General features: G+C 64.5%; 27 protein-coding genes. 18 read left to right on the forward strand and 9 right to left on the reverse strand.

Translation table 11 applies throughout. The features are described 5' to 3' along the window. The first annotated feature begins 21 nt into the window (after positions 1-21). Complete coding sequence (locus ACZ92H_RS08695; protein WP_465049239.1) at positions 22-1,578, forward strand: M48 family metallopeptidase; 1,557 nt, start codon at positions 22-24, stop codon at positions 1,576-1,578. Positions 1,579-1,581: 3 nt separating this feature from the next. On the opposite strand, the gene ACZ92H_RS08700 is transcribed toward ACZ92H_RS08695, so the two are convergent. From ACZ92H_RS08700 to ACZ92H_RS08715, 4 genes are all read right to left on the reverse strand, one after another. Next, the gene (locus tag ACZ92H_RS08700) at positions 1,582-2,172 is read right to left on the reverse strand and encodes a DUF2946 family protein (RefSeq protein ID WP_465049012.1); all 591 of its coding nucleotides are present in this window, start codon (positions 2,170-2,172) and stop codon (positions 1,582-1,584) included. Next, positions 2,165-3,202, reverse strand: a complete 1,038-nt coding sequence (locus tag ACZ92H_RS08705) for a YheT family hydrolase (RefSeq protein ID WP_465049013.1) — start codon at positions 3,200-3,202, stop codon at positions 2,165-2,167. Before ACZ92H_RS08705 ends, ACZ92H_RS08700 begins: the two co-directional genes overlap by 8 nt. Next, on the reverse strand, positions 3,202-3,627 hold the full coding sequence (locus ACZ92H_RS08710) for a YybH family protein (protein WP_131373438.1): 426 nt from the start codon (positions 3,625-3,627) through the stop codon (positions 3,202-3,204). The genes ACZ92H_RS08705 and ACZ92H_RS08710 overlap by 1 nt, the downstream gene beginning before the upstream one ends. Before the next feature lie 75 nt (positions 3,628-3,702). Further along, positions 3,703-3,897, reverse strand: a complete 195-nt coding sequence (locus ACZ92H_RS08715) for a zinc-finger domain-containing protein (RefSeq protein WP_092796745.1) — start codon at positions 3,895-3,897, stop codon at positions 3,703-3,705. Between the two features lie 258 nt (positions 3,898-4,155). Here ACZ92H_RS08715 and ACZ92H_RS08720 point away from each other — a divergent pair, with 258 nt between their 5' ends. The 11 genes from ACZ92H_RS08720 to ACZ92H_RS08770 all read left to right on the forward strand — a co-directional run bounded on the left by ACZ92H_RS08720 (position 4,156) and on the right by ACZ92H_RS08770 (position 15,455). Beyond that, entirely contained in the window at positions 4,156-4,890 is a 735-nt protein-coding gene (locus tag ACZ92H_RS08720) for an AzlC family ABC transporter permease (RefSeq protein WP_131373439.1), read from the forward strand. Continuing rightward, positions 4,883-5,233 carry an AzlD domain-containing protein gene (locus ACZ92H_RS08725; protein ID WP_465049014.1) on the forward strand — a complete coding sequence of 117 codons (351 nt, stop codon included), beginning with the start codon at positions 4,883-4,885 and terminating at the stop codon, positions 5,231-5,233. Before ACZ92H_RS08720 ends, ACZ92H_RS08725 begins: the two co-directional genes overlap by 8 nt. A gap of 77 nt (positions 5,234-5,310) precedes the next feature. Continuing rightward, positions 5,311-6,522, forward strand: a complete 1,212-nt coding sequence (locus tag ACZ92H_RS08730; RefSeq protein ID WP_131373441.1) for a phosphoglycerate kinase — start codon at positions 5,311-5,313, stop codon at positions 6,520-6,522. 123 nt (positions 6,523-6,645) lie between these two features. Beyond that, on the forward strand, positions 6,646-8,106 hold the full coding sequence (gene pyk / locus ACZ92H_RS08735; RefSeq protein ID WP_131373442.1) for a pyruvate kinase: 1,461 nt from the start codon (positions 6,646-6,648) through the stop codon (positions 8,104-8,106). A gap of 89 nt (positions 8,107-8,195) precedes the next feature. Continuing rightward, positions 8,196-9,260: a class II fructose-bisphosphate aldolase gene (gene fba, locus ACZ92H_RS08740; protein WP_131373443.1), complete on the forward strand. Its 1,065-nt coding sequence runs from the start codon at positions 8,196-8,198 to the stop codon at positions 9,258-9,260. Between the two features lie 117 nt (positions 9,261-9,377). Continuing rightward, positions 9,378-10,271, forward strand: coding sequence for a phosphoribosylaminoimidazolesuccinocarboxamide synthase (locus tag ACZ92H_RS08745; RefSeq protein ID WP_131373444.1), 894 nt, complete (start codon positions 9,378-9,380; stop codon positions 10,269-10,271). Between the two features lies 1 nt (position 10,272). After that, positions 10,273-10,773: a 5-(carboxyamino)imidazole ribonucleotide mutase gene (purE, locus tag ACZ92H_RS08750; protein WP_131373445.1), complete on the forward strand. Its 501-nt coding sequence runs from the start codon at positions 10,273-10,275 to the stop codon at positions 10,771-10,773. Between the two features lie 16 nt (positions 10,774-10,789). Beyond that, positions 10,790-11,998 carry a 5-(carboxyamino)imidazole ribonucleotide synthase gene (locus tag ACZ92H_RS08755; RefSeq protein ID WP_465049016.1) on the forward strand — a complete coding sequence of 403 codons (1,209 nt, stop codon included), beginning with the start codon at positions 10,790-10,792 and terminating at the stop codon, positions 11,996-11,998. Beyond that, positions 11,995-13,014 (forward strand): L-threonylcarbamoyladenylate synthase, encoded by a 1,020-nt coding sequence (locus ACZ92H_RS08760; RefSeq protein WP_131373447.1) that lies wholly within the window; start codon positions 11,995-11,997, stop codon positions 13,012-13,014. Before ACZ92H_RS08755 ends, ACZ92H_RS08760 begins: the two co-directional genes overlap by 4 nt. Before the next feature lie 242 nt (positions 13,015-13,256). Further along, the gene (locus ACZ92H_RS08765) at positions 13,257-14,669 is read left to right on the forward strand and encodes an SGNH/GDSL hydrolase family protein (RefSeq protein WP_465049018.1); all 1,413 of its coding nucleotides are present in this window, start codon (positions 13,257-13,259) and stop codon (positions 14,667-14,669) included. Between the two features lie 99 nt (positions 14,670-14,768). Continuing rightward, positions 14,769-15,455, forward strand: coding sequence for an OmpW/AlkL family protein (locus ACZ92H_RS08770; RefSeq protein ID WP_465049019.1), 687 nt, complete (start codon positions 14,769-14,771; stop codon positions 15,453-15,455). 39 nt (positions 15,456-15,494) lie between these two features. Here ACZ92H_RS08770 and ACZ92H_RS08775 read toward each other — a convergent pair whose 3' ends face one another. Beyond that, complete coding sequence (locus ACZ92H_RS08775; protein ID WP_131373449.1) at positions 15,495-16,001, reverse strand: flavin reductase family protein; 507 nt, start codon at positions 15,999-16,001, stop codon at positions 15,495-15,497. 210 nt (positions 16,002-16,211) lie between these two features. On the opposite strand from ACZ92H_RS08775, the gene msrA reads away from it, so the two are divergent. Further along, on the forward strand, positions 16,212-16,745 hold the full coding sequence (msrA, locus tag ACZ92H_RS08780) for a peptide-methionine (S)-S-oxide reductase MsrA (RefSeq protein WP_465049020.1): 534 nt from the start codon (positions 16,212-16,214) through the stop codon (positions 16,743-16,745). A gap of 34 nt (positions 16,746-16,779) precedes the next feature. Here the strand turns inward: msrA and ACZ92H_RS08785 are convergent, their stop codons facing one another. Both ACZ92H_RS08785 and pdxH read right to left on the reverse strand, forming a co-directional pair. After that, positions 16,780-18,021, reverse strand: a complete 1,242-nt coding sequence (locus tag ACZ92H_RS08785) for a class I SAM-dependent methyltransferase (RefSeq protein ID WP_465049021.1) — start codon at positions 18,019-18,021, stop codon at positions 16,780-16,782. 113 nt (positions 18,022-18,134) lie between these two features. Further along, entirely contained in the window at positions 18,135-19,352 is a 1,218-nt protein-coding gene (gene pdxH / locus ACZ92H_RS08790) for a pyridoxamine 5'-phosphate oxidase (protein WP_465049022.1), read from the reverse strand. Positions 19,353-19,465: 113 nt separating this feature from the next. On the opposite strand from pdxH, the gene ACZ92H_RS08795 reads away from it, so the two are divergent. Continuing rightward, the gene (locus ACZ92H_RS08795) at positions 19,466-20,308 is read left to right on the forward strand and encodes a tRNA threonylcarbamoyladenosine dehydratase (RefSeq protein ID WP_465049023.1); all 843 of its coding nucleotides are present in this window, start codon (positions 19,466-19,468) and stop codon (positions 20,306-20,308) included. Here the strand turns inward: ACZ92H_RS08795 and thpR are convergent. Next, a complete protein-coding gene (gene thpR, locus ACZ92H_RS08800) occupies positions 20,305-20,832 on the reverse strand; it encodes an RNA 2',3'-cyclic phosphodiesterase (RefSeq protein WP_465049024.1) in 528 nt (175 codons plus the stop codon). The two genes, ACZ92H_RS08795 and thpR, sit on opposite strands and share 4 nt — an antisense overlap. 85 nt (positions 20,833-20,917) lie before the next feature. Between thpR and ACZ92H_RS08805 the strand changes: the two genes are divergently transcribed. Together ACZ92H_RS08805 and cysK are read left to right on the forward strand one after the other, a co-directional pair. After that, positions 20,918-21,382, forward strand: coding sequence for an FKBP-type peptidyl-prolyl cis-trans isomerase (locus ACZ92H_RS08805; RefSeq protein ID WP_092796714.1), 465 nt, complete (start codon positions 20,918-20,920; stop codon positions 21,380-21,382). An 88-nt stretch (positions 21,383-21,470) separates the two neighbouring features. Beyond that, positions 21,471-22,403 carry a cysteine synthase A gene (cysK, locus tag ACZ92H_RS08810; RefSeq protein ID WP_131373455.1) on the forward strand — a complete coding sequence of 311 codons (933 nt, stop codon included), beginning with the start codon at positions 21,471-21,473 and terminating at the stop codon, positions 22,401-22,403. Here cysK and ACZ92H_RS08815 read toward each other — a convergent pair. Beyond that, a complete protein-coding gene (locus ACZ92H_RS08815; protein WP_465049026.1) occupies positions 22,364-23,686 on the reverse strand; it encodes an SGNH/GDSL hydrolase family protein in 1,323 nt (440 codons plus the stop codon). The two genes, cysK and ACZ92H_RS08815, sit on opposite strands and share 40 nt — an antisense overlap. A gap of 97 nt (positions 23,687-23,783) precedes the next feature. Between ACZ92H_RS08815 and ACZ92H_RS08820 the strand changes: the two genes are divergently transcribed. Continuing rightward, positions 23,784-24,689 carry a LysR family transcriptional regulator gene (locus ACZ92H_RS08820; RefSeq protein ID WP_131373457.1) on the forward strand — a complete coding sequence of 302 codons (906 nt, stop codon included), beginning with the start codon at positions 23,784-23,786 and terminating at the stop codon, positions 24,687-24,689. Positions 24,690-24,802: 113 nt separating this feature from the next. Beyond that, complete coding sequence (locus ACZ92H_RS08825) at positions 24,803-25,204, forward strand: ribosomal maturation YjgA family protein (protein WP_131373458.1); 402 nt, start codon at positions 24,803-24,805, stop codon at positions 25,202-25,204. Positions 25,205-25,278 lie beyond the last annotated feature (74 nt).

Raw genomic sequence — 25,278 nt, forward strand, 5'->3', positions numbered from 1 at the left:
CTTGCCGCCTTGTCGCTGGCCATGCCGCTTGCGTTTGCACAAACCTATACTTCGGCGCCCGCCGCCGGCGCGCCAGCCAAGCCGGCCAGCACGTGGACGCAGCTGCCCGTGCCGCCGGCGCCGAACTTGCCGAACCTGGGCGATACCTCGCGCGAAGACCTGTCGCCCGCGATGGAGCGCAAGATCGGCGAGGAAATCATGCGCGGCATCCGCGGCGACCGCGATTACCTCGATGACGCGCCGCTGCTGGAATACCTGAATACCTTTGGCAACGCCCTCGTGGCGGCGCGGCCCAGCGTGCGCGGTGAAACGAATTACGATTATTTCTTCTTTGCCGTGCGCGATCCGCAATTGAACGCGTTCGCCTTGCCTGGTGGCTTTATTGCCGTGCACTCGGCCCTGTTGCTGGCGGCGCAGACGGAGGCGGAACTGGCGTCCGTGCTGTCGCACGAAATCGGCCACGTGGCGCAGCGCCATATCGCCCGCATGCTGGGGCAGCAGCGCCAGGACGCCCTGATGCCGCTGGCCGCCATGCTGCTGGCCGCGCTGGCGTCGCGCGCGGGCGGCGACGTGGCCATGGGCGTGTTTGCCGCCGGGCAGGGGCTGGCCATCCAGCGCCAGCTCAATTTCGGCCGCGACGCCGAGCGCGAGGCGGACCGCATCGGCTTCCAGATCATGGGGGAGGCCGGTTTCGACACCACCGGCATGGTGGCCTTCTTTGGCCGCATGCAGGCGGCCAGCCGCTCGTACAGCGACCTGATGCCCGCCTATTTGCAAACCCATCCGCTGACGACGGAACGCATCGCCGATATCCAGGCGCGCATCCGCGAGCAGCCCTACAAGCAGCGTCCGGACAGCCTGAACTTCCATCTGGCGCGGGCGCGCGCCCGCGTGCTGCAGGATGAAAGCATGCAAGGTTTGCTCAATGCCAAGGCCGTCTTCACGACGCAGCTGGAACAGCAAAGCCGCTTCCAGGTGACGGCCGCCCATTATGGCCTGGCCTTCGTGGCCATCAAGCAGGGCAAGCCGGCGGAGGCGCAGAAAGAATTCGATGCGGCCAATGCCGCGCTGTACAAGCCGGCCGGGCCGAACGTGTTTACCTCGGGCGGCACGCAGGGGCCGAATTCCCTGCTGACGGCGATGTCCCTGGAAGTGCTGCTGATGCCGGCGCAAAAGAAGGAAGTGGCACAGCAAGCCTTGACGGCGGCGGATGCGGCGCGCCAGCAGTTTCCCCTGTCGCGCGGCATTGCCCGCCAATATGCGGAAGCGCTGATGGCGGCAGGCAAGCTGGAGCAGGCCGCCCTGTATTTGCGCGACCAGGTGCAGCTCTACAAGGAAGAGCCGGAACTGTATGACTTGCTGGCGAAAGCCTATGCGGACCAGGGCAAGATGACCTTGCAGCACATGGCCCTGGCCGAATCCTACGTGCTGCAGGGCGCCACCATGGCCGCGCTGGACCAGCTGACGATCGCCCGCAAATCGACGGATGCCACGTTTTATGACCAGGCCGTGATCGATGCGCGCGAGCGCGAGTTGCAGGAAAAGCGCCGCGAGCAGCTGAAAGAGCAGAAAAGTTAGCGTTTACGGGGCTGTTGGCGCCTGCTGGAAGCCGAAGGTCTGCGCCACCGTGGCATAGGCCAGCGGCTGCACGGCGATGTCCTGGCCCGCATGCGGCAGGGTCAGCGTGCCCTGGCCCTCTTCCAGCCAGGCCAGCAGGGCGTCGTCGCTTGCCGGCTGGCCATCAAGGCGCAGCGCGGCCAGCACCTGCGCCATGTCGCGGTCATCCACCTGGGCCACGATATCGCCGTGGCGCAGGATCAGGGCGCCGTTGTCGCACCAGTACGCTTGCCCGATCCGTTCCAGCGGCGCCCCCGTCTGCAGGACAAAACCATGCTGCGGGTCGCTGCGGGCGATGTACGGCGTCGCTTCCAGATTCAGATACACGCGCTGCGGGCCGTTCTGGAAAAACCAGCAGCCGCGCTCGTCATGAGCATAATTGCGGTTGATAAAGCCCAGCAGCGCCGCATGGGCGATCTTGTCGCCCGGCAGCTGCTGTTGCTGCGCCTGCTGGTCGCGCATGCGCCAGTGGCCGCGCGCATCGAGGCCCAGCCAGCCGTAGCAGTGGGGCACGTTCGGCCATTTGGCCAGGGCCTGTTTGACGAGATCATCCATGTAAGGCCGTTTCTGTTGAAGTGCGCAAGCCGGCAGCGTGACAGCTTTGCGGCGAAGACGGCGCCGCGCTGCCGTCTTCAAAGTGGGAAAGCAGGCGCAGCGGCAGCCAGTCCAGGCGCCCCGGCAATTTGCCAGCGGCAAAGCCGACATGGCCGCCGTGGCGCGGATACTCGAGCGTGACGTGCGGCGCGGCGCTGGCCGGCAGGAAGCGTCCGGGCAGGAACGGGTCGTTCTGCGCATTGAGCACCAGGGTCGGCACGGTAATGTCATGCAGGACGTGCTTGGCGCTGGCGCGGTGCCAGTAATCGTCGGCGTCGCGGTAGCCGTGCAGCGGCGCCGTCACGACATTATCGAAGGCGTGCAGGTCGCGCGCGGCCAGCATGGCGTCGCGCGCGAACAGGCCGGGAAACTGCTCCAGCTTGGCCAGGCATTTCGGTTTCAGCGTGTTCAGGAACATGCGCGTGTAGAGCCGGTTGGCGCCCGTGGACAGGGCCTTGCCCCCTTGCGCCAGGTCCAGCGGCGCGGACACCGCCGCGGCCGCATCGACGAACTCGGCCTGGTGCTGCGACTGGCCCAGCCAGCACAGCAGGGCGTTGCCGCCCAGCGAGACGCCGGCCGCGTAAAACTTGCCCGTGGCGCGCGGGCGCAAGGCGCGCAAGACCCAGTCCACTTCCTGCGCATCGCCCGAATGGTAGAAGCGCGGCGCCAGGTTGGCTTCGCCCGAGCAGCCGCGAAAGTGCGGCACGGCGCCAGACCAGCCGCGCGCCGCCACTGCGGCCATCAGGGCGCGCGCGTAATGGCTGTTCGACGAGCCTTCCAGCCCGTGGAACAGCACCACGAAAGGCTGGCCCGGCTGGCCGTCGACCAGGTCGACGTCGACGAAGTCGCCATCGGGCGCTTGCCAGCGTTCGCGGCGAAACGCCACGGCCGGCTTGCCGAGGCAGATGGCCGGATAAATCGTCTGCGCATGGCCGCCAGGCAGCCAGAGCGGGGCGGCATAGGGGGCGCTGTCAAAAAGAGGCAAGGGCATCAGTGCAGGATCTGTGTCCCCGGATGATCCGCCGGCGCGCCGCCCGGGGCGATGGATGCGTGGTGCAGCACGATGCGCCAGCCGCGCGGCGTCTTGACATACACATTGGTCGCCAGCAGGTGCGCGGGCGCGCCATCTTCGTTGGTGACGCCTTCGATGACCGTGTGCACCGAGCTCATCAGATTATGGGTTTCATGCAGCTGCGCCGGCACGATGTGCAGGCCGCCGCCCGCCAGGATGGTCTCCCACGAGGTGCGGATGGCGGCATGGCCGATCAGGCGCGCGCCGCCCGGGTGGATGCAGACGATTTCCTCGTCGTCGGCCCACAGTGCCATCAGCGCTTCGAGGTCGGCGCGGTGCAGCGCATCGTAGAACGCCGCTTCGACTTCCGCGGCGCTGCCATTGAGTTCCTTCAGACGTTTCATGACGACTCCGGGCTGATCGGTACAACTATATGGTGCAAATGAAAACGGCGCGCTGGTGGCGCGCCGCTGGGCAGTTTAATGGTGGCCGGCGCTGGCGCCTTCCTTCAGGGTGTAGGCCGTGCCGCAATACGGGCACTTGGCGATGCCGTCCTTGTTAAATTCCAGGAACACGCGCGGATGCGACGACCACAGCGGCATGGCCGGGTTAGGGCAGTGGGCTGGCAAGTCTTTACCGTCGAGTTCGACCGCTGGCTGGGTTGGTTTTGTCATCTTGTCATGCTCCGTGAGGCTGTATGGAAGGAAGTCGGCTGCTGCCAAAAACACGATTTTAACGGATTCAGGCAGACAGCAAAAATCGTCGCTAAAATGTCGTCTTGATCATCTGCGGCTGCGGCGCGGTTTTTTGCAATAAGCTGGCAGCTGCAGCGCCACCCTGACTGGATTTGCCTTGCCGGTATCACCGTTGCGTTGCCCTGCTCCGCGCACCATTGTTGTGCAGTTACCACAGTCAGCCCGACGGAGTCCCGCGTGAACGCCGTTGTGTCGGCCAGGGATGACGGCGTGCTGAAAGACGCCTGGCGCGCCGGCCTGAAACTGGGTGCGCCCAGCCTGCTGGGTATCGCCGCCTGGGGCATGGTGGTGGGCGTGGCCATGGTCAAGAGCGGCCTGACGGTGGCGCAGGCGGGAGCCATGACCCTGCTGGTCTTCGCCGGTTCGGCCCAGCTGGCCGCCTTGCCCCTGCTGGCCGCGCAGGCGCCCGTGTGGGTGATCTTCGCCACGGCCCTCGTCGTCAATTTGCGTTTTGTCATCTTTTCCGTGCTGCTGGCCCCCCATTTCGCCCACCTGCCATGGCGCCAGCGCTTTGCGCTCGGCTATGTTTCCGGCGATATCACCGTGGGCCTGTTTCTGCAGCGCTACACGGACGAGGCGCCGGACCCGGCCAAGCTGCCCTTCCTCAAGGGCCTGATCTACCCCAACTGGCTGGCCTGGCAAGCCGGCTCTTTCATCGGCATCGTACTGGGTGCCGTGGTGCCGGCCGAATGGGGCCTCGGTTTCGCGGGCACCCTGGCGATTTTATGCGTGACGATACCGCTGATACTCAGCCGGGCAGCCCTGTGCGGGGTACTGGTGGCGGGCACGGTGGCCGTGCTGGCGTATGGCTTGCCGTACAAGCTGGGCTTGCTGGTGGCCGTGCTGGTCGGCATGGTGAGCGCCATGGCCGTGGAAGAATTGACGGAAAAATGGATGAAACGCCATGTTTGAGCATATCGACTGGGGCCGCCTTGACGTGTGGATCGCCATTGCCGTGCTGGCCGTGGCCACGGCCGCCACGCGCAGCACCTTCTGGCTGATCGGCCATCACATCACCATTCCGCGCCGGGTGGGCGAGATGCTGCGCTATGCGCCCGCGTGCGCGCTGGCCGCCATCATCGCGCCCGACATGCTGATGGAAGGCCAGCAGGTGCACTTCGAATTATCTAATTTGAAACTCTTGGCCGGTGTTGCTGCCACGATCTTTTTCGTGATTCGCCGCAATATGCTGCAAACCATCGTGTTTGGCATGCTGGTTTTCACGGGCTTGCGACTGTTGCATGTTTTTCAGTAAAGCAGGACAAATCGGCGATTTGGTCTGGTCATTGCGGTAAAATAGCGCACTTCCTTCCACTCGTCATCTGGATCGCCATGTCAGCTGTTCTCAACTTCATCCGTCTGCAAGATTTGATCGCCCAAAATGCACTGCAAGGCAAGCGCGTATTCATCCGCGCCGACCTGAATGTCCCGCAAGATGACAGTGGCAAGATTACCGAAGACACGCGCATCCGCGCCTCGGTGCCGGCCATCCGCGCGGCCCTCGACGCTGGCGCCGCCGTGATGGTGACGTCGCACTTGGGCCGTCCGACGGAAGGCGAGTTCAAGCCGGCCGACAGCCTGGCGCCCGTGGCCGCCCGCCTGTCCGAGCTGCTGGGACAAGAGGTTGCACTGAAGCAAAACTGGGTGGATGGCGCGGGCCTGGAATCCTTGGCCGCCGGCCAAGTGGTCTTGCTGGAAAACGTGCGCGTCAACAAGGGCGAAAAGAAAAACAGCGATGAGCTGGCGCAAAAAATGGCCAAGCTGTGTGATATCTACGTCAACGACGCGTTTGGCACGGCCCACCGCGCCGAAGCGTCCACGCACGGCATCGCCAAGTTCGCGCCCGTCGCCTGCGCCGGTCCGCTGCTGGCTGCCGAGCTCGACGCACTGGGCAAGGCGCTGCACGCCCCGGCCCGCCCGCTGCTGGCCATCGTTGCCGGTTCGAAAGTGTCGAGCAAGCTGACCATCCTGAAAGCCCTGTCCGACAAGGTCGATAACCTGATCGTCGGCGGCGGCATCGCCAACACCTTCATGAAGGCCGTCGGCTTGAATGTCGGCAAATCGCTGGTGGAAGCGGAACTCGTCGATGAGGCGAAAGCCATCATCGACATCATGGCCAAGCGCGGCGCGCAAGTGCCGATTCCCGTCGATGTCGTGTGCGCCAAGGAATTTTCGCCAACGGCCGCCGCCACCGTCAAGGACGTGGCCGATGTGGCCGACGACGACATGATCCTCGATATCGGCCCGAAAACGGCGGCCCTGCTGGCGCAGCAAATCGCCGCGGCCGGCACCATCGTCTGGAACGGCCCCGTCGGCGTATTCGAATTCGACCAGTTCGGCAACGGTACCAAGACCCTGGCCCTGGCGATTGCCGAATCGACAGCGTTTTCCATCGCCGGCGGTGGCGACACCCTGGCGGCGATTGCAAAATACGACATTACCGATAAAATCAGCTATATCTCGACGGGCGGCGGCGCGTTCCTGGAGTTCTTGGAAGGCAAGACTTTGCCCGCCGTCGAAATACTCATGCAGCGCGCCGGCTGATACTGCCTGCCTGTAGTGCAATACCAAGCGCAGCCTGACCGCTGCGCTTTTACCTTGCCGGCGGCCGCATCACTGCTGCAGCCAACCGGCCTTGCTCACCTTCGCTTGCGCACAAGGACTCCTATGCCACGTGGTACAAAAATCGTAGCAACAATCGGCCCCGCCTCTACAGACCTCGATATCCTGGTCAAGATGATACGGGCGGGCGTCGACGTGGTGCGCTTGAATTTTTCCCACGGCAAGGCGCAGGACCATATCGACCGCGCGGCGCTGGTGCGCCTGGCCGCGCTCGAATGCGGCCGCGAAGTGGCCATCATGGCCGACATGCAGGGGCCGAAGATTCGTGTCGGCAAGTTTGAAAATTCCCGCATCCAGCTCGAAGCGGGCGACAAGTTCATCCTCGATGCCAAGTGGGGCGAAAACGGCGAACTGGGCAATCAGGAGCGTGTCGGCCTCGACTACAAGGCCCTGCCGCGCGACCTGCACAAGCACGACGTGCTGCTGCTCAACGATGGCCTCATCGTCCTGATCGTCGAGCGCATCCACGGCAGCGAAATCCACACCACCGTGAAAATCGGCGGCGAGCTGTCGAACAACAAGGGCATCAACCGTCAGGGCGGCGGCCTGTCGGCGCCGGCGCTGACGGCGAAGGACATGGAAGACATCAAGACGGCCATGAGCTTCCAGGCCGACTATCTGGCTATTTCCTTCCCGAAATGCGCGACCGACATGGAAATGGCGCGCCAGCTGGCCAATATCGCCGGTGAACCGTACCACCACAAGCCGATGATGATCGCCAAGATCGAACGCGCGGAAGCCATTCCCGCGCTGCAGGAAATCCTCGACGCCTCCGACGGCATCATGGTGGCGCGCGGCGACCTGGCCGTGGAAGTGGGCAACGCGGCCGTGCCGGCCCTGCAAAAGCGCATGATCAAGATGGCGCGCGCGTCCAATAAACTGGCGATCACGGCCACGCAGATGATGGAATCGATGATCGTCAACGCCGTGCCGACGCGCGCGGAAGTGTCCGACGTGGCCAATGCCGTGCTCGATGGCACGGATGCCGTGATGACGTCCGCCGAGACGGCTTCGGGCAAGTACCCGATCGAGACGGTGGAAATGATGGCCGCCATCTGCGTCGAGGCGGAGCAGTCCGAATACAACAAGCTCGACGCCGACTTCCTCAACGTCACGTTCACCCGCATCGACCAGTCGATCGCCTACGGCGCGCTGTTCACCGCCCACCATTTGCGTGTAAAAGCCATCGTGGCGCTGACGGAATCGGGTTCCACGGCATTGTGGATGAGCCGCCACAGCATCGACACGCCGATCTATGCGCTCACGCCAAGCGTGACGACCTTGCGCAAAGCGGCGCTGTACCGCAATGTGCGGGCGTATCATCTGATGCAGAACGCCCCCAGCGCGCAGGTGCTGAAACAGGCGGAAGATTTATTGGTGGAACAGGGTATCGTCAGGAAGGGCGACATGATCGTCGTCACCTGGGGCGAGCCCATGGGCCAGGTGGGCGGCACGAACGCCCTCAAGATCGTGAAGGTAGGCGACCTCGAGTCAGTGCTGATTTGAAGTAAACAATTCAGGCGCCGGCGCGGCTGGCAGTGATCCGCCAGCCGCGAAGCGCCGCAACGGTTTCTATTGTTATCTGGAGTATTACCATGTCTCTCGTATCCATGCGTCAACTGCTGGACCACGCCGCCGAAAACGGTTATGGCATTCCTGCTTTCAACGTCAACAACCTGGAACAAGTGCAGGCCATCATGGCCGCCGCCGACGCCTTGAACTCGCCGGTGATCATGCAGGCGTCCGCTGGCGCGCGCAAGTACGCCGGTGAAGCGTTCCTGCGCCACCTGATCGACGCCGCCGTCGAAGCCTACCCGCACATTCCCGTCGTCATGCACCAGGACCACGGCCAGTCGCCGGCCGTCTGCATGGCCGCCATCCGTTCGGGCTTCACGTCCGTGATGATGGACGGTTCGCTGGAAGCGGACGGCAAGTCGGTGGCTTCCTACGAATACAACGTCGAAGTGTCGCGCGAAGTGGTGAAATTCTCGCACGCCATCGGCGTGACGGTGGAAGCGGAACTGGGCGTGCTCGGTTCGCTGGAAACCATGAAGGGCGACAAGGAAGACGGCCACGGCGCCGACGGCACCATGACCCGCGAGCAACTGCTGACGGACGTGGCGCAAGCGGCCGACTTCGTGCAGCGCACCCAGTGCGACGCCCTGGCGATCGCCATCGGCACCTCGCACGGCGCCTACAAGTTTACGCGCAAGCCGACGGGCGACATCCTGGCCATCGACCGCATCAAGGAAATCCACGCGCGCATCCCGAACACCCACCTGGTGATGCACGGTTCGTCGTCCGTGCCGCAGGAATTGCTGGCGATCATCCGTGAATTCGGCGGCGACATGAAGGAAACCTACGGCGTGCCCGTCGAGGAAATCCAGGAAGGCATCCGTCACGGCGTGCGCAAGATCAATATCGACACGGACATCCGCCTGGCGATGACGGCCGCGATCCGCAAGTACCTGTTTGAAAACCCGTCGAAATTCGATCCGCGCGACTTCCTGAAGCCAGCGCGCACCGCTGCCGAGCAGATCGTGCGCGCCCGCATGCAGGCATTCGGCTGCGAAGGCCAGGCGTCGAAAATCAAGGCCATGCCACTGGAAAAAATGGCCGAGCGCTACAAGGCCGGCGAGCTGTCGCAAATTGTGAAGTAAAATTCTGTCTGGAACGGGCAGCAGGCATGCGCATACCGCGTATCGTCGTGCCCGATTTTCTCGACCGGCGGGCGCCCCCTGCCTGCCGGTTTCGTTTCATCCAACTATTCCCCCGCTATGAACAGCCTCTATCAGACTTCCATCCATTCCCTGCCACTGCTGGGCCACGGCAAGGTCCGCGACAATTACGCCGTTGGCGACGACAAGATCCTGATCGTCACCACGGACCGCCTGTCGGCCTTCGATGTCGTCATGAACGAGCCTATCCCCGGCAAGGGCAAGGTCCTCAACCAGATGAGCGATTTCTGGTTCGAGAAACTGGGCCACATCGTGCCGAACCACCTGACGGGCGTGGCGCCGGAGTCGGTGGTGGCGCCTGAGGAAGTGGAGCAAGTGCAAGGCCGTGCCGTGGTGGCCAAGCGCTTGAAGCCGATCATGGTCGAGGCCGTCGTGCGCGGCTACATCATCGGTTCGGGCTGGAAAGATTATCAAGAAACAGGCAGCATCTGCGGCATCGCACTGCCAGCGGGCCTGCAGCAAGCGGAAAAACTGCCGGAGCCGATCTTCACGCCGGCAGCCAAGGCCGAGCTGGGTGAACACGATGAAAACATCAGCTTTGCGGAAATGGAACAGCGCATCGGTGCCGACCTGGCCGCCAAGATGCGCGATGTCGCCATCGCCCTGTACAAGACGGCCGCCGAATACGCCGCCACGCGCGGCATCATCATCGCCGACACCAAGTTCGAATTCGGCCTGGACGACAATGGCGTCATGCACCTGATGGATGAAGTGCTGACGGCCGACTCGTCGCGCTTCTGGCCTGCCGATTCCTACCAGCCAGGCATCTCGCCACCGTCGTTCGACAAGCAATTCGTGCGCGACTACCTGGAAACCTTGACCTGGGGCAAAACCGCGCCAGCGCCTGCGCTGCCAGCCGACGTCATCGCCAAAACTCAGGCCAAGTACTTTGAAGCCATCGAACGCCTGACGGGCGAGAAGTTGAAGGCATAAGATGGCAGAGCAAAACAAGCCATTGGTTGGCGTCATCATGGGCTCGTCCTCGGACTGGGACGTGATGCAGAATGCGGTCGCCATCCTGAAACAGTTTGGCGTGCCATTCGAGGCGCAAGTCATTTCCGCGCACCGCATGCCCGACGAGATGTATGCGTACGCGAAAAGCGCGCGCGCGCGCGGCTTGCGCGCCATCATCGCCGGTGCCGGCGGCGCCGCCCACCTGCCTGGCATGGTGGCGGCGATGACCATCGTGCCCGTGCTGGGCGTGCCCGTGCCATCGAAATACCTGCGCGGCGAAGACTCCATGCTGTCGATCCTGCAAATGCCCAAGGGCGTGCCGGTAGCCACCTTCGCCATCGGTGAAGCGGGCGCGGCGAATGCGGCGCTGACGGCGGTGGCCATGCTGGCCGCCAACGACGATGCCCTGGCGGAACAGCTCGAAGCGTTCCGCGTCACGCAGACGGCTGCCGCCAAGGCGATGGTCTTGCCGCTTGAATAATGTGCTTGAAAAAATAATGAATAGTAAATTGACTTCTCCATTGCTGCCCGCCGCTAATCCACCGGCGTGGCTGGGCGTGATGGGCGGCGGCCAGCTGGGCCGCATGTTTGCCCAGGCCGCCCAGAGCATGGGCTATCAGGTTGCAGTTCTTGAACCTGTTCTGGAACCGGCCGCCACCTGCCCTGCGGGGCAGGTGGCGCAGCGCCTGATCAATGCCGCGTATGACGACGTGGCCGGCCTCGACGCGCTGGCCGCGCAGTGCCTGGCCGTCACCACGGAATTCGAGAACGTGCCGGCCGGCAGCCTGTCGCGCCTGGCCAGCCACGTCTTCGTGGCGCCGAATGCGCACGGCGTGTCGGTGGCGCAAGACCGCATCGCGGAAAAGCGTTTCTTTGTCGACTGTGCCGGCAAGTCGGGCGTGCTGCCGGCGCCGCACATGGTCATCGCCACGCAGGACGATATCGATGCCATCGGCGACGACTTGCTGCCCGGCATCCTGAAGACCGTGCGCATGGGCTATGACGGCAAGGGCCAGTTCCGCGTGCGCACGCGCGACGACGTGCGTGCCGCATTCGCGGAAATGGGGCAGGTCACCTGCCTGCTGGAAAAAATGCTGCCGCTGGCGTATGAAGTGTCCGTGCTGACGGCGCGCGGCGCCGATGGCGCTTCGGTCGTGTATCCGATCGCCGAAAACGTGCACCGCGATGGCGTCCTGTTTACGACCACCGTGCCGGGTCCGAATGTCTCCGAGGAAAGCGCCGCCCGCGCGCAGCGCGCGGCGCAAGCCATGGTTGCCGAGCTCGGCTATGTCGGCGTGCTGTGCATCGAATTTTTCGTGCTGGAAGACGGCAGCCTGGTGGTCAACGAAATGGCCCCGCGTCCGCACAACAGCGGCCACTACACGATGGATGCCTGCGTCACCAGCCAGTTCGCGCAGCAGGTGCGGGCCATGGCGCGCTTGCCGCTGGGCGACGTGCGCCAGCATTCGCCTGCCGTCATGCTCAATATCCTGGGCGACGCCTGGTTTGCCGACGGCAGCGACGTGGCCAGCGAACCGGCCTGGGAGCGTATCCTGGCGCTGCCGGGCGCCTGCCTGCACCTGTACGGCAAGGACGACCCGCGCCGTGGCCGCAAGATGGGCCATCTGACCCTGGTCGCGCCCACCTTGCCGGAAGCGCAGCAGCGCCTGCACGACGCTTGCCTGATCCTGGGAATTGCGCCGTGAGCGTGCCGACACACGACCTGGAAGCGGCCGCCGCCGTACTGGAAGCGGGCGGCCTCGTCGCTTTCCCGACGGAAACCGTGTACGGCCTGGGCGCCGATGCGGAAAATCCGGCCGCCGTGGCGCGCATCTATGAAGCCAAGGGACGGCCATCCGACCATCCCGTGATCGTGCACGTGGCGCCCGGCGCCGACCTGGCGCACTGGTCCGACGAACTTCCCGTGGAAGCGCGGCAGCTGGTGGCCGCCTTCTGGCCCGGCCCGCTGACCCTGATCGTCAAGCGCGCCGCGCACATTCCCGATGCCGTGTCCGGCGGCCAGGACACGGTGGGCCTGCGCTGCCCGTCGCATCCGGTGGCTATCGCATTGCTACGCACCTTCAAGGGCGGCAACGGCGGCCTGGCGGCGCCGTCGGCCAACAAATTCGGCAATGTCAGCCCCACCACGGCGCAGCACGTGCGCGATGAATTCGCGGCGGAACTGGACAGCGGCTTGCTGGGCGCGGTGCTCGATGGCGGCCAAAGCGCGGTCGGCATCGAATCGACCATCGTCGACCTGTCGCGCCTGGCCACGCATGGCCCCGTGCTGTTGCGTCCCGGCCATATCAGCAGTGAACAGATTGCCGCCGTGATTGGCCGCGCGCCGGCCATGGCCGATGCGGCCGCGCCACGCGCCTCGGGCACGCTGGAATCGCATTACGCGCCACACACGCCTGTTGCGATGCAGCACAGCGACGCGCTGGGCGAAACGCTCAACCGGTTGCTCAATGACGGGCGCCGCGTGGCCCTGATCCATTATTCGGACATGCCGCCGGCCAGCGCCAGCGTGCGCCTGGCCGCCAGCCCGGAAAGCTACGCGCACGCGCTGTACGCCTCGCTGCGCACGATGGACCAGGTCGGCGCCGAATTGATCCTCGTCGAAGCGCCACCCACCGGCCCCGAGTGGCTGGGCATCAATGACCGTTTGCGGCGTGCCGCGTTCGGCTCAAGTGGTATCTTGCAGCAATTTCTATCCGCATGAAAAAAGCCCCGCAAGGGGCTTTTTCTTGATGCAGCGCAATAGAGATGCTTGCCACGAAACATCTTAAATCCTCCATAATTGATTCGATCGCCCTGTCGCGGCAGGGCGCAGGCGGTGTTGTTATTTAGTTGATTTTTAAAGCATATTTTCTATACAAGCCCAAGGAACGATGGCATATTAGTTGGGTAGCGAATAGCACGCCCGTTCGTTTAGAAACCAAAAAAGAGACTCGAGGAGACAAAATGCATCAAACAAAATTCGCGCTGGCCGTGCTGGCGGCGGCTGTCCTGGCAGGTTGCGGCGGCTCTAGCGGCGGTGATCAAACCTTGAAGGTCAAATACACGGCACAGGTGTCGTTTGGCGACAGCCTGTCCGATGTCGGTTCGTATGCCGTCGCCGGCGTGGCGGCGAGCGGTGGCGGCAAATTCACCATCAATGGCGACAATACCAAGATCAATCCTGAACTGACGGGCAAGAACTGGACTGAGCACCTGGCCGCGCAATTCGGCTTGCCGGCGCCATGCGCTGCAGAAACGGGCCTGGAAGGCAGCATTCCCACCCTGCAGGCCCCGCGCGTCAAGCATGCCGGCTGCTTCGGCTACGCGATGGGCGGTTCGCGCGTCACCAACCCCATCGGTCCGAACAACAAGTTGACGGGCAGTGCGCTGGGCGCCTTGACCGTGCCCGTGGTGACGCAGATCGCGAACCACCTGGCTGTTTCCGGCGGCAAGTTCAGCGGCACGGAAGCCGTGTTCGTGATGGCCGGCGGTAACGACGTGCTGTTCCTGCTGGGCGATTTGCAAGCGAAGGCCACCGTTGCTGGCCAGACGGCTGGCGCTGCTGCCGGTGCCGATGCTGGCGCGAAAGCCTTTGCCGCCAATCTGGTCGCGGCCCTGGCGGCCGGCGCCCCCAACCCCGCCACGGCGGCGCAAGCCATCGGCGCGGCCGTGGCGGCCGCCGCTGCAGCCCCAGGCGCCACCTCGGCAACGATCGTCGGTGCCGCCGTGCAGGCTGCCGTCATTGCCGGCAACACGGCAGTCGCTTCGCCAGCCGTGTATGGCCCGCTCGTCGCCAAGGCGCAAGCCGATGCGACCGTCACGGGCAACGCCGCCGGTGCCGCCGCAGGCGCCAAGGCCGGTGCCGACTACGCCGCGGCGAATGGTCCTGCACTGGTTGGTGCCATGAAACAGGCTGGCACGGAGCTGGTGGCGCTGATCAAGGATCAGATCATTGCCAAGGGCGCCAACTATGTGGTGGTCAACAACCTGCCGGACGTGGCCGGTACGCCATCGGGCTTGAGCAAGGATGCCAATACCAAGGCCCTCATCAATGCCATGGTCAGCGCCTTCAACGGCGAGCTGAGCACCGGCTTGAATGGCAACGCGAAAGTCTTGCTGGTCGACGTGTTTGCCGTCAGCCATGACCAGGGCGTCAACCCTGGCCCGTACGGCTTGACCAACGTCACGGAGACGGCGTGCGACCTGAGCGCGGCGAAGAATTTCCTGGGCAGCTCGCTGGTCTGCAATGCCACGAATCTGAAAGCAGGCGATGTCAGCCACTACGCGTATGCCGACGATGTGCATCCGACGCCGTTCAACAACCTGCTGCTGGCCCGCTACGTGGCCAAGGACATGGTTGTGCGGGGCTGGCTGTAAGGAATGGCTGCGCCAGCTACGCCGCCGGGGCGTGGCTGGCGCTGGCAGCGACAGGAATCGATAGCGGAACACTCCGCACACAATGAATCAGGAGACAAGATGAAGAATCGTTTGAATACCGCCGTACGCGTGCTGGCCGCGGCTGCCGCGATGGTCATGGCGACGGGCGCTTCGGCGCAAAGCGCAGGCACCTGGATGGCCAAGGTCGGCCTCAACAAGATCACGCCGCACGTGGACAGCGGCGACATTTCCGCGCCGGCCCTGCCGGGCACGAAAGCCGACGTCAAGTCGGATACCAAGCCCATCCTGACTTTTGCCTACATGATCACGGATAATATTTCCGCTGAAATGATCCTGGGCGTGCCGTACAAGCATGACCTGATCGGCGATGGCGCCATCAAGGGCACGGGCAAGCTGGGCACGGCGGAAGCCTTGCCGCCGACGGCCTTCATCCAGTACCGTTTCTTCCAGCCGACCGCGAAGATCCGCCCTTACGTGGGCGCGGGCCTGACGTATGCTTATTTCCAGAAGGAAAAAGGCTCGGGCCAGATGACGGCCTTGCTGGATCCGGGTGGAGCGCCCGTCACCTACCGCATGGACAACAAGCTGGCAGGCAGCCTGGTGGTTGGCAGCACCCTGGCCATCAACGAGCGCTGGTTTGCCGACGTGGCCGTGGTCAAGACGTTCCTGAAAACCAAGGCGAAATTCTCGACGGGGCAGACGCAGGACATCAAGCTCGACCCGCTCGCCGTGAGCGTCAGCATCGGCTACAACTTCACCCTGTAATGCAAAAAAATCCGCTGCGGCGGATTTTTTTTTGCCCGTTCAGGCCGGCGGTGTATTGAACTGGCCGTTATGGAAGATCAAGGGGGGCTGCGAAGCAAACGCGCATTGTTCCACTTCGCCCACGAAAATCACGTGGTCGCCTTCCGGGTAGCGGCTGCGGTTGTGGCATTCGAACCAGGCCGATGCGCCTTTCAGGATGGGCTGGCCCGTGCGCGACAGTTCATAGTCGACGCCGTCGAAGGGATTCGGCGTGCGGCGCGAAAAGCGCTGCGCCAGTTCCGCCTGGTCGGCACCGAGGACATTGATCACGTAATGCGAGTTGCCGCTGAAAATCGGCATGCTGTTGGCCACCGATCCCAGGCTCCACAGCACAAGCGGCGGCGACAGCGAGACGGAATTGAAGGAACTGGCCGTGAGGCCGCGGAAACTGCCGTCGGCCAGGCGCGTGGTAATCACCGTCACGCCGGTGGCAAACTGTGACAGTGCTTGGCGAAAATGTGTCGTATCGAATTCTTGCGCTGGCGCGCGGGGAGAGCGTGTGTTCATGGGAGACCTGTCTATTTGCTGCCATTATGCCAAAAATCGGCCACGCCAGCGCAATCCTGGCCGGCATGCCCTTATGTGCGGTGTCCCACGCGCCGTTTCAAGCGGCGCTGCAAACCGTGCCGCTTTGCGCTACAGTGATGCGAGAGGCAAGTATTTTCAGGTTTTCAAGGCCGGCAGCGGCCCTGGATGGGCGACACGCGGGAGGACATCATGACTGGACAGACAGACGTTGCGGTATTGGGCGGCGGTTGCTTTTGGTGCCTGGAAGCCGTGTATCAGGAAGCGCGGGGCGTGACGCGCGTCGAGGCCGGCTATACGGGCGGCGCCGTGCCGCATCCCACGTACGAGCAGATCTGCACGGGGGAAACGGGCCACGCGGAAGTGGTGCGCCTGGAATTCGATCCCGCCATCATCAGCTATCACGACTTGCTGGAAATATTCTTCACGATACACGATCCCACCACCCTGAACCGGCAGGGCAACGATATCGGAACGCAATATCGCTCCGTCATCTATTACCAGTCGGCCCAGCAGGAAAGCGTGGCGCGCAAGGTACTCGCCGAGATGGCCGGCGTGTGGGACGCGCCCATCGTCACGCAGCTGGCGCCCGCGCAGCCCTATTACCCGGCCGAGGAATACCACCAGCATTACGTCGCGCAGCATCCGCTGCAGGGCTATTGCGCCTGTGTCGTCGCGCCGAAGGTGGAGAAATTCCGCGCCATGTATGCGCACCGCGTGAAATGAGGCGCCCGGCGGCGTGCCGGGCGCCTGCCTGCGATCATGCCGGCAGCACCGGCGCCGGCGCCGGACTCGCGCTTTTTTCATACATGTAGTTGCGCGACCATGGCAGGGTGGAGGAGCGGCGTCCCGCCTTCACGCAGACGATCTGGTACAGGCTGATCAAATCCTGTTCGAAGGCGTAGGCGCAGCCGGCCAGGTAGACGTGCCAGATGCGGAAGCGGCGCTCGCCTGCCAGCGGACGGATCTGCTCGGCATTGGCTTCGAAGTTTTCCGTCCACAGGGCGCAGGTGCGCGCATAGTGGCGGCGCAGGTTTTCTACGTCCAGCGCTTCCAGCCCCCCTTGCTGCATGGTTTTCAGCACATTGCCGATGTGCGCCAGTTCACCGTGCGGAAACACGTATTTTTCAATGAATTCGCCGCCGCCATACGGCGTTTCTCCATTGTCCGGGTCGGTGGAAGTGATGCCATGGTTCATGGCCATGCCGTCCGGCGCCAGCAGTTTGTTGATGATGGCGAAATACTCGGGCAAATGTTTCAGGCCCACGTGCTCGAACATGCCCACGCTGGTGATGCGGTCGAACTGGCCCGTGACGTCGCGGTAGTCTTGCAGGCGGATCTCGATCAGGTGCTCGAGGCCGGCGGCGGCCACGCGCTCGCGCGCCAGCGCGTACTGGTTTTCCGACAGGGTCACGCCCACGCAGCGGGCGCCGTATTGCTGCGCCGCACGGATGACCAGGGCGCCCCAGCCGCAGCCGATGTCGAGCAGCGTCTGGCCTGGCTGCAACTGGATTTTCTTCAGGATATGGTCGATCTTCTTGACTTGCGCCTGGGCCAGGGTCTCATCGCCATTTTCAAAGTAGGCGCAGGAGTAGACGAGGGCGGGGTCGAGGAAGTATTCGTAGAAGGCATTCGACACATCGTAGTGATAACGGATGGCCTCGGCGTCCTTGCTTTTGTCGTGCGTAAAGCTGCGCACGATGCGGGCCAGCTTGCCTTCCGGCTTGAGCGTGCTGCGCGCCAGCGCATTGCAGATGGCGATCATGTCCATCGCCTTGCCCTTGACCTCGATATTGCCTTCCACATAGGCCGAGCCCAGGTTGGCCAGCGATGGATTCAGCAGATAGCGGGCCGAAGCGGCGGTCGGCAGGCGGATGGTGACCCTGGGCGCTTCGCTGGACAGGTCAACCTGCTGGCCATTCCACAATTCTATGCGCAACGGCAAGGCGGTCTTGCTGCGGATGCCGGCGATCCAGGACTTGAGTTGGTTTTGTACAAACAAAATGGCCTCCAATGAAGCGGCCGCTGACGCGGCCGCAAATTGAGAAACAATGATCTAAGCACTACACCGTATAGGCTACACCTATATTGCCGAGTTTGCTTTGCGCCGCGTATTTACGGTTGCAGGCGCTGCATGCTCCATTGCCCGTCCGCACCGCGCGTGTACACGATGCGGTCGTGGAAGCGCGAGCGGCGTCCCTGCCAGAACTCGATGCGTTCCGGCTGCAAGCGGTAGCCGCCCCAGTGGGCCGGACGCGGCGGCGGGGCGTCGCCGATGGCAGCGGCCACGGCCTCGTAATTGCGTTCCAGCGCGGCGCGGTCGGCGATGGGCGCGCTTTGCTGCGATGCAATCGCCGACAAGCGGCTCTGCACGGGACGCACATTGAAGTATTCGTCGCTCTCGGCGGCCGTGGTTTTCACCACCGTCCCCTCGATGCGCACTTGCCGCTCCAGTTCGCGCCAGAAGAACAGCAGGGCCGCGTGGGGATTCTGTTCCAGCTGCTGGCCCTTGTCGCTGTGGTAGTTCGTGTACCAGGTGAAGCCCCGCTCGTCGAACTGCTTGATCAGCACGATGCGCGAGCTGGGCTTGCCGTCGGCGCTGACGGTCGACAGGCCCATGGCGTTCGGCTCGCTGACTTGCGCCTTGAGCGCTTCGTCGAACCAGGTCTCGAATTGCGCGATGGGGTCGCTCTGCACGTCTTGCTCGGACAGCAGCTTTTGCACATAGTCGATGCGCATGGCGGCCAGGCTGGCGGCGTCATGCACGGGGACGGCGGGCGCGGCAGCGGCAGCTTGCTCGGGCGCGATGCCGCGGCGGCGCTGCATGGCCGTGCCCAGCTGTTCCATCTGCTGCGCGCTGAACAGGCGCTTGGCCATCGGCGCCAGCTGTCCCTCTTCCTTGGCCATGTGCGCCTGGTAGGCGGCAACATAGTCGCGCACGCCGTCGGCGGACAGCTGCGTCCCCGTGCCGGCCGCGATGGCGTCCAGTTCCGGGCGCAGGGTCAGCCAGGCCTGGTCCATGCGCTGGTGGTCGGCCAGGATTTCCGGCACCAGGGTGCTCAGCAGCGCCGCGTCGTCGCCCGTGGCGGTCGCTTGCAGCATGGGCATCAGGTCCTGCTCTTCATCGTCGTGGTGCAGGTGGGCGGCCTTGTTGAAATATTTTAGTACCGCCTGGGCCGCCTGCCGCGCCTCCTCCGTGTTGCCCTGCTGCGCCAGATGGCCCAGCAGGTTCTGCAGGGTCGTCAATTGCTTGCGGATCTTGTCGTGGCAATGCTTGAGCACGGCGATTGGCTGGTCAAAGCCGGGAACGGAGTCGAACAGGGGGGTAGTCATGGCGTGTTCTCATGGTGGGCAATGTTGGGGCGCGGCGACAGTGGAACCTTGTCGCAGTGTCTATTCGGCTATTTTAGAATATCCGCCAGCGCAGTGTCCGTTAAAATGGCGGCATGCATACCTCCACCAATGAACTTATTTCCACGGACTTGACCGAGATCGATTTTGAGCGGCGTTTCGGCGGCATTGCCCGCCTGTACGGCGCCCCCGCGCTGGCGCGTTTCCGCGCGGCCCATGTGTGTGTGATCGGCGTGGGCGGCGTCGGTTCCTGGATCGTCGAAGCACTGGCGCGCAGCGCCGTCGGCCACCTGACCCTGATCGACCTCGATAATGTTGCCGAATCGAACATCAACCGCCAGATCCAGGCCATGAGCGACACCATCGGCAAGGCCAAGATCACGGCCCTGGCCGAACGCATCGAACTGATCAACCCGTTCTGCCACGTCACGCAGATCGAAGACTTCATTGCGCCCGATAACCTGGATCAATTGCTGGGCGGACGCGATTTCGATTACCTGATCGACGCCATCGACAATGCCAAGGCGAAAGCGGCCGTGATCGCATATTGCCGCGCGCGCAATATTCCCATGCTGACCATCGGCAGCGCGGGCGGCCAGACGGACCCGACCCTGATAGCCGTGCGCGACCTGTCGAAAACGGAACAGGAGCCGCTGCTCAAGCGAGTCCGGAAACTGTTGCGTACCGAATATGGTTTCCCCCGTGGCGTGAAAAACAAATTCAATGTCGACGCCGTGTTTTCCATGGAACCACTGAGCACGCCCGAAAGCGCGGCAGCCTGCGACATCGATGGCAACGCGGCTGGCGTGACGGGCCTGAACTGCGCCGGCTTCGGCTCCAGCGTGGTGGTCACCGCCAGCTTCGGCATGGTGGCGGCCGCCCATGCGCTGAAGACCTTGCGCCAGGAGAAGGCCACGGCCTTGCCGGACGCCGCTTAAGTCAATGGGCGGCTGGCCAGGATGCGGTAGTCGCCGCTGCTTTTCAGCGATTCGACCAGCACCAGTTCGCTGGCTTGCCACAGCACGGGGGCCGGGCGTTCGGGCGGCGGCGGCGGCGCCTGGCGCGCCAGGGTCACGTGCGGCGTAAAGCGGTCGTGCTCGAAACGGGGCGCCAGGCCTTGCTCCGCCAATGCCTGCATGCAGGCGCCGCGCAGCGCCAGCAGCGCCGGTGACGGCCGTGCCAGGCCGGCCCAGGCGATGGCCAGCCGGGGGAAGTGGCTGACGTGGTCGAATGCCAGCGGCATGGCGCGTGCCGGCATGTCCTCCAGGATACCCAGCAGCGCGGGCAGGTCGCTGGCCGGGCGCTGGCCCAGGAAGGCCAGGGTCAGGTGCAGCTTGTCCGGGCGCGTGGGCGCGCCGCCAAGGCTGGCTTGCCAGGCGGCCAGGGCCGCGCGCGCGGCGGCGTCGGGCCACAGGGCATAGAACAAACGGGGTAAGTGTGAATCGGCTGGCAAGTTTTTCATATCGTCGCGGCGGTTTGCTATCATTGGCGTTCCCTGCCATGTTTAGCCGCAGGGATCTCACCGAAACTCAATGAAAGAATACATCATGACGCGTAGCTCCGTTTTGTTTGCCCTGATCTGCTCCGTCGCCGCGTCGCTGGCGCAGGCACAGGCGCCAGCCCCTGTTCCTGCCTCCGCCGTATCGATGAGCCCCGGTCCCGTTGCCGACAAGCTGATCCTCATCGACAACAAGGTCGGCACGGGCAAGGAAGCGTCCGCCGGCAACACCGTCACCGTGCACTACACGGGCTGGCTGTACCGTCCGCTGGCGAAAAATTCGCGCGGCAAGCAGTTCGACAGCTCCGTGGGCCGTGGCCCCTTCGATTTCCAACTGGGCAAGGGCATGGTCATCAAGGGCTGGGACCAGGGCGTGGCCGGCATGAAAGTGGGCGGCAAGCGCACCCTGATCATTCCAGGCGAACTGGCCTATGGCCCGCGTGGCGCCGGCAATGGCGACATTCCGCCGAACTCCGCGCTGATCTTCGACGTGGAACTGCTGGACGTGAAGTAATTGCTTTTTTTGCCAGCGGCGCTGCTGCGCGTCGCTGGCAAAACGCGGTAGACTGGGTTCTTCTGTAATTGCTGTGGAGACCACACCCATGAACATCGCCAACGACGTCACTGAGCTGATCGGCAACACCCCCCTGGTGCGCATCAACCGCATCGCCGCCGGCTGCCATGCCACCATCCTGGCCAAGCTCGAATTCTACAATCCCGCGCACAGCGTCAAGGACCGCATCGGCCTGTCCATGATCGTCGCGGCGGAAAGCGCCGGCAAGATCCATGCCGATACCGTCATCGTCGAACCCACCAGCGGCAACACGGGCATCGCCCTGGCCATGGTGTGCGCCGCGCGCGGCTACCGCTGCACCCTCGTCATGCCCGACACCATGAGCCGCGAACGGCGCATCCTGCTGCGCGCCTACGGCGCCGAGCTGGTGCTCACGCCCGGCAGCGAAGGCATGCTGGGCGCCATCCGCAAGGCCGAGGAACTGGTGGCCGCCGACCCGCGCTACCTGATGCTGCAGCAATTCAATAACCCCGCCAATCCCGCCATCCACCGCGCCACGACGGCCGAGGAAATCTGGCGCGATACGGACGGGCAAGTCGACATCGTCATCGCCGGCGTGGGCACGGGCGGCACCATCACCGGCATCGGTGAAGTGCTGAAGGAGCGCAAGCCTGGCCTGCAAGTGATCGCCGTGGAACCGGAAGCGTCGCCGATGCTGTCGAAGGGCACGAAAGGCCCCCATCCGATCCAGGGCATCGGCGCCGGTTTCGTGCCGCAGATCCTGAACACGGCCATCTATGATGAAATCATCTGCGTCAAGAATGACGACGCGTTCGCCACGGCGCGCCTGGCCGCCAGCGATGAAGGCTTGCTGGTGGGCATCTCGTCGGGCGCCGCCCTGTGGGCCGCGCTGCAGGTGGCGCGCCGTGCGGAAAACGCGGGCAAGAACATCGTCACCATCATCCCGTCGTTTGGCGAACGCTACTTGAGCACGGCCCTGTACGCAGGGCTGGGCGACTGATCCTGCTTGAACAGCAGCGACAGGTCGATCGCCTCGGCCAGCGCGCGGTTGCCCGCGTCGCCCGGGTGCAGGTGGTCGCCCGAGTCGTAGGCGGGCAGCAGGCGCAGCGGATGGGCGGGATCGCGCGCCCGGGCGTCGAAGTCCAGCACGGCATCGAAGCTGCCGCTGCCGCGTATCCACGCATTGAGCTGCTGGCGCAGCGCGTCTTTTTCCACTTGGTAATAGTCGTCCAGCGGCGTGCCCGGCAGCGCACCGGCAAATGGCGTCAGGGTGGCGCCGATCACGCGCACGCCACGGCTGCGCGCCTGCGCGATCAGCTGGCCATAGCCACCCGTCAATGCCTCCAGCGTGGGCCGCTCTTCCTGCCGCGCGAACGCCGTGCCGGGCCAGCTGATGTCATTGATGCCGATCAGCACGATCACCGTACGCACGCCCGGCTGCTCCAGCACGTCGCGGGCGAAGCGCGCCTGGGCATTGTCTCCCATGCCATCAGACAACAAGCGCCCGCCGGAAATGCCCGCGTTCAGCACGGCCACGCCGTGCGGCGCCAGGCGTTCGGCCAGCGCGTCGGGCCAGCGCGTGTCGCGTCCCAGGCTGGCGCTGGCGCCATCGGTGATCGAATCGCCGAGGATGGCTACCGCCTGCGCCCCCTGCACCGCCTCGACTTGTATGCTGCTGAGTAACAAGCGCGCCGTCGTCGCCTGCACGCCGGCCTGTTGCGTATCGATGCGCATGGCGTGCGTCTGCTCGCCTGGCGCCAGCCACGCCGTTTCGCGCCCGTCCCAGTGAAAGGTGGAGGCCGGCGTGGCTTGCGGCAGATGGATGCTCACCGTCAGGCGCGCCAGGTCCGGCACGGACAGCGTGACGGGATCGCTGAGCAGGGGCGCTCCCGGCGCCACCGTGGCCGCAGGCTGGCCGGCAAACGTCAGGCGGCGCAGGCTGTCCGGCTGGATCGCCGAGCCATGTTCCGCCAGGGCCACGCTGGCCGCCCCGATGCGCAGCGGCAGCTTGCCATACGCGTTCGACAGCACGATGCGCACGCGCCGGCCCCCCACGCTGACGCGCGCCACCTGGCGCACGGTCTGGTCATGCAGCACGGCCGGCACGTTGCTGGGAAAGAGGAAATCGGCTCCCCACACGGCTTGCGGGCTGGCCGTCCAGCTGGACAGCCAGGCGGCGGCAGGAGGCGCGGCCACGGGGGCAGCCGCGCTGGCGGGGGCGGTGCCCAGGGACAAGGTCAGGGCCAGCGCGGCGCTGGCAGGGTAGGCATGCAGGCAAGTCATGGTGTCAGGCTCCGTTCAGGGGATGCGCCATGATGCCGTTCCCGCCATTTATGCACTAGACTGTCGTAGAGAAGAACATTTATGAGTTGAATTCACAATGGGCAGAGTCGACGTCAACCGCTCGGGCGAGCTGGAAATCTTTGTCAGGGTCATCGAACTGGGCGGCTTTTCGGCGGCCGCGCGGGCCTGCGGCATGACGCCTTCGGCCGTCAGCAAGCTGGTGTCGCGGCTGGAGCAGCGCCTGGGCGCGCGCCTGCTGAACCGTTCCACGCGCCAGCTGCAGCTGACGGCCGAAGGCTGCGGCCTGTATGAGCGGGGCGTGCAGGTGCTGGCCGCCCTGGACGAAGCCGAGCGCTGCGCAGGCATCCAGGGCACGCCGCAGGGACGCGTGCGCGTCAACGCCAACGTGCCGTTTGGCCAGCATTTTTTATTGCCGCTGGCGCCCCTGTTCCTGGAGCGCTATCCGGACGTGACGCTCGATATCGTCCTCACCGATGCCGTGGTCGATATCCTCGAGCAGCGCACGGACGTGGCCGTGCGGGCCGGTCCCCTGGCCAGTTCGAGCCTGATGGCGCGCAAGCTGGGCCAGACGCGCATGCTGATCGTGGCCGCGCCTGGCTACCTGGCACGGCGCGGCACGCCGCTGCTGCCGGCTGACCTGGCTTCGCACAACTTGCTGGACGCCAATTACGCGCGCTCGCGCTCGGGCTGGCCGCTGCGCCAGGCCGGCGGCGACATCGTCGTGCCCGTCACGGGCAATGCGCAGGCCAGCGATGGCGAAGCCTTGCGGCAACTGGCGCTGGCGGGACTGGGACTGGCGCGCCTGGCCGCCTTCCAGGTACGCGGCGATATCGCGGCCGGCCGTTTGCAAGCCGTGCTGGAAGACTGCAATCCGGGCGACAGCGAGGAAGTGCATGCCGTGTACGTGGGGCAGGGCGGGCATCTGCCGCTGCGCGTGCGCGCCTTGCTCGATTTCCTGGCGGAACAAGTGCAATTGGATTGAACTTGCCTTGGCGAAATATGCGCCAGGCAGGCACGGCAGGCGCAGTACAATATCGCCATACAATAAATACGCGCCGCAATGGTTCGGCCCGTATCGTGTCTGTGAATGGAAATATGTTCCTGGTAAAACCTGAACGCCGCCGCCTGCTGCAGGTGGGCGCGACCGTGGCTGTCATCGCGCTGGGCCTGGCCTCGCGCGCCTATCCCCAATTCCTTCCCGCCGCGCTGGGGAAATATCCGGGCGATGCCCTGTGGGCCATGATGATCGTCTTCGCGCTGGGCGCCATCGCCACGCGCATGCGCACCTGGCCGCTGGCGCTGACGTCCCTGCTGATCTGCTTTGGCGTGGAATTTGGCCAGCTGTACCAGGCGCCGTGGATCGTCGAGCTGCGCTCGCACCCCCTGGGCCACCTGGTGCTCGGTTCCCACTTTGGCTGGATGGACTTGATCGCCTATACGGCCGGCGTGGCGATCGCGGCGCTGGTGGATGCGGCGGCGCTGTTCAAGCGCCGCTGAGCTTTAACGCGTGGGGCCAGTTCCGTCGGAATCGGCATGCGTCCCAGCGTGACGCATTCCCCCTCGGGGCCTGA

This window comes from Janthinobacterium foliorum (genome assembly GCF_978021625.1).

Bases quoted from the DNA above. Each gene is read 5' to 3' on its own strand.
- ACZ92H_RS08770 (WP_465049019.1), top strand. From the start codon at position 14,769: ATGAAGAATCGTTTGAATACCGCCGTACGCGTGCTGGCCGCGGCTGCC.
- purE (WP_131373445.1), top strand. From the start codon at position 10,273: ATGGCAGAGCAAAACAAGCCATTGGTTGGCGTCATCATGGGCTCGTCC.
- ACZ92H_RS08795 (WP_465049023.1), top strand. From the start codon at position 19,466: ATGCATACCTCCACCAATGAACTTATTTCCACGGACTTGACCGAGATC.
- ACZ92H_RS08820 (WP_131373457.1), top strand. From the start codon at position 23,784: ATGGGCAGAGTCGACGTCAACCGCTCGGGCGAGCTGGAAATCTTTGTC.
- ACZ92H_RS08815 (WP_465049026.1), bottom strand. From the start codon at position 23,686: ATGACTTGCCTGCATGCCTACCCTGCCAGCGCCGCGCTGGCCCTGACC.
- ACZ92H_RS08725 (WP_465049014.1), top strand. From the start codon at position 4,883: ATGTTTGAGCATATCGACTGGGGCCGCCTTGACGTGTGGATCGCCATT.
- ACZ92H_RS08825 (WP_131373458.1), top strand. From the start codon at position 24,803: ATGTTCCTGGTAAAACCTGAACGCCGCCGCCTGCTGCAGGTGGGCGCG.
- cysK (WP_131373455.1), top strand. From the start codon at position 21,471: ATGAACATCGCCAACGACGTCACTGAGCTGATCGGCAACACCCCCCTG.
- ACZ92H_RS08755 (WP_465049016.1), top strand. From the start codon at position 10,790: ATGAATAGTAAATTGACTTCTCCATTGCTGCCCGCCGCTAATCCACCG.
- ACZ92H_RS08715 (WP_092796745.1), bottom strand. From the start codon at position 3,897: ATGACAAAACCAACCCAGCCAGCGGTCGAACTCGACGGTAAAGACTTG.
- ACZ92H_RS08700 (WP_465049012.1), bottom strand. From the start codon at position 2,172: ATGGATGATCTCGTCAAACAGGCCCTGGCCAAATGGCCGAACGTGCCC.
- pyk (WP_131373442.1), top strand. From the start codon at position 6,646: ATGCCACGTGGTACAAAAATCGTAGCAACAATCGGCCCCGCCTCTACA.
- ACZ92H_RS08730 (WP_131373441.1), top strand. From the start codon at position 5,311: ATGTCAGCTGTTCTCAACTTCATCCGTCTGCAAGATTTGATCGCCCAA.
- fba (WP_131373443.1), top strand. From the start codon at position 8,196: ATGTCTCTCGTATCCATGCGTCAACTGCTGGACCACGCCGCCGAAAAC.
- ACZ92H_RS08710 (WP_131373438.1), bottom strand. From the start codon at position 3,627: ATGAAACGTCTGAAGGAACTCAATGGCAGCGCCGCGGAAGTCGAAGCG.
- msrA (WP_465049020.1), top strand. From the start codon at position 16,212: ATGACTGGACAGACAGACGTTGCGGTATTGGGCGGCGGTTGCTTTTGG.
- pdxH (WP_465049022.1), bottom strand. From the start codon at position 19,352: ATGACTACCCCCCTGTTCGACTCCGTTCCCGGCTTTGACCAGCCAATC.
- ACZ92H_RS08745 (WP_131373444.1), top strand. From the start codon at position 9,378: ATGAACAGCCTCTATCAGACTTCCATCCATTCCCTGCCACTGCTGGGC.
- ACZ92H_RS08705 (WP_465049013.1), bottom strand. From the start codon at position 3,202: ATGCCCTTGCCTCTTTTTGACAGCGCCCCCTATGCCGCCCCGCTCTGG.
- ACZ92H_RS08765 (WP_465049018.1), top strand. From the start codon at position 13,257: ATGCATCAAACAAAATTCGCGCTGGCCGTGCTGGCGGCGGCTGTCCTG.
- ACZ92H_RS08805 (WP_092796714.1), top strand. From the start codon at position 20,918: ATGACGCGTAGCTCCGTTTTGTTTGCCCTGATCTGCTCCGTCGCCGCG.
- ACZ92H_RS08775 (WP_131373449.1), bottom strand. From the start codon at position 16,001: ATGAACACACGCTCTCCCCGCGCGCCAGCGCAAGAATTCGATACGACA.
- thpR (WP_465049024.1), bottom strand. From the start codon at position 20,832: ATGAAAAACTTGCCAGCCGATTCACACTTACCCCGTTTGTTCTATGCC.
- ACZ92H_RS08695 (WP_465049239.1), top strand. From the start codon at position 22: ATGCCGCTTGCGTTTGCACAAACCTATACTTCGGCGCCCGCCGCCGGC.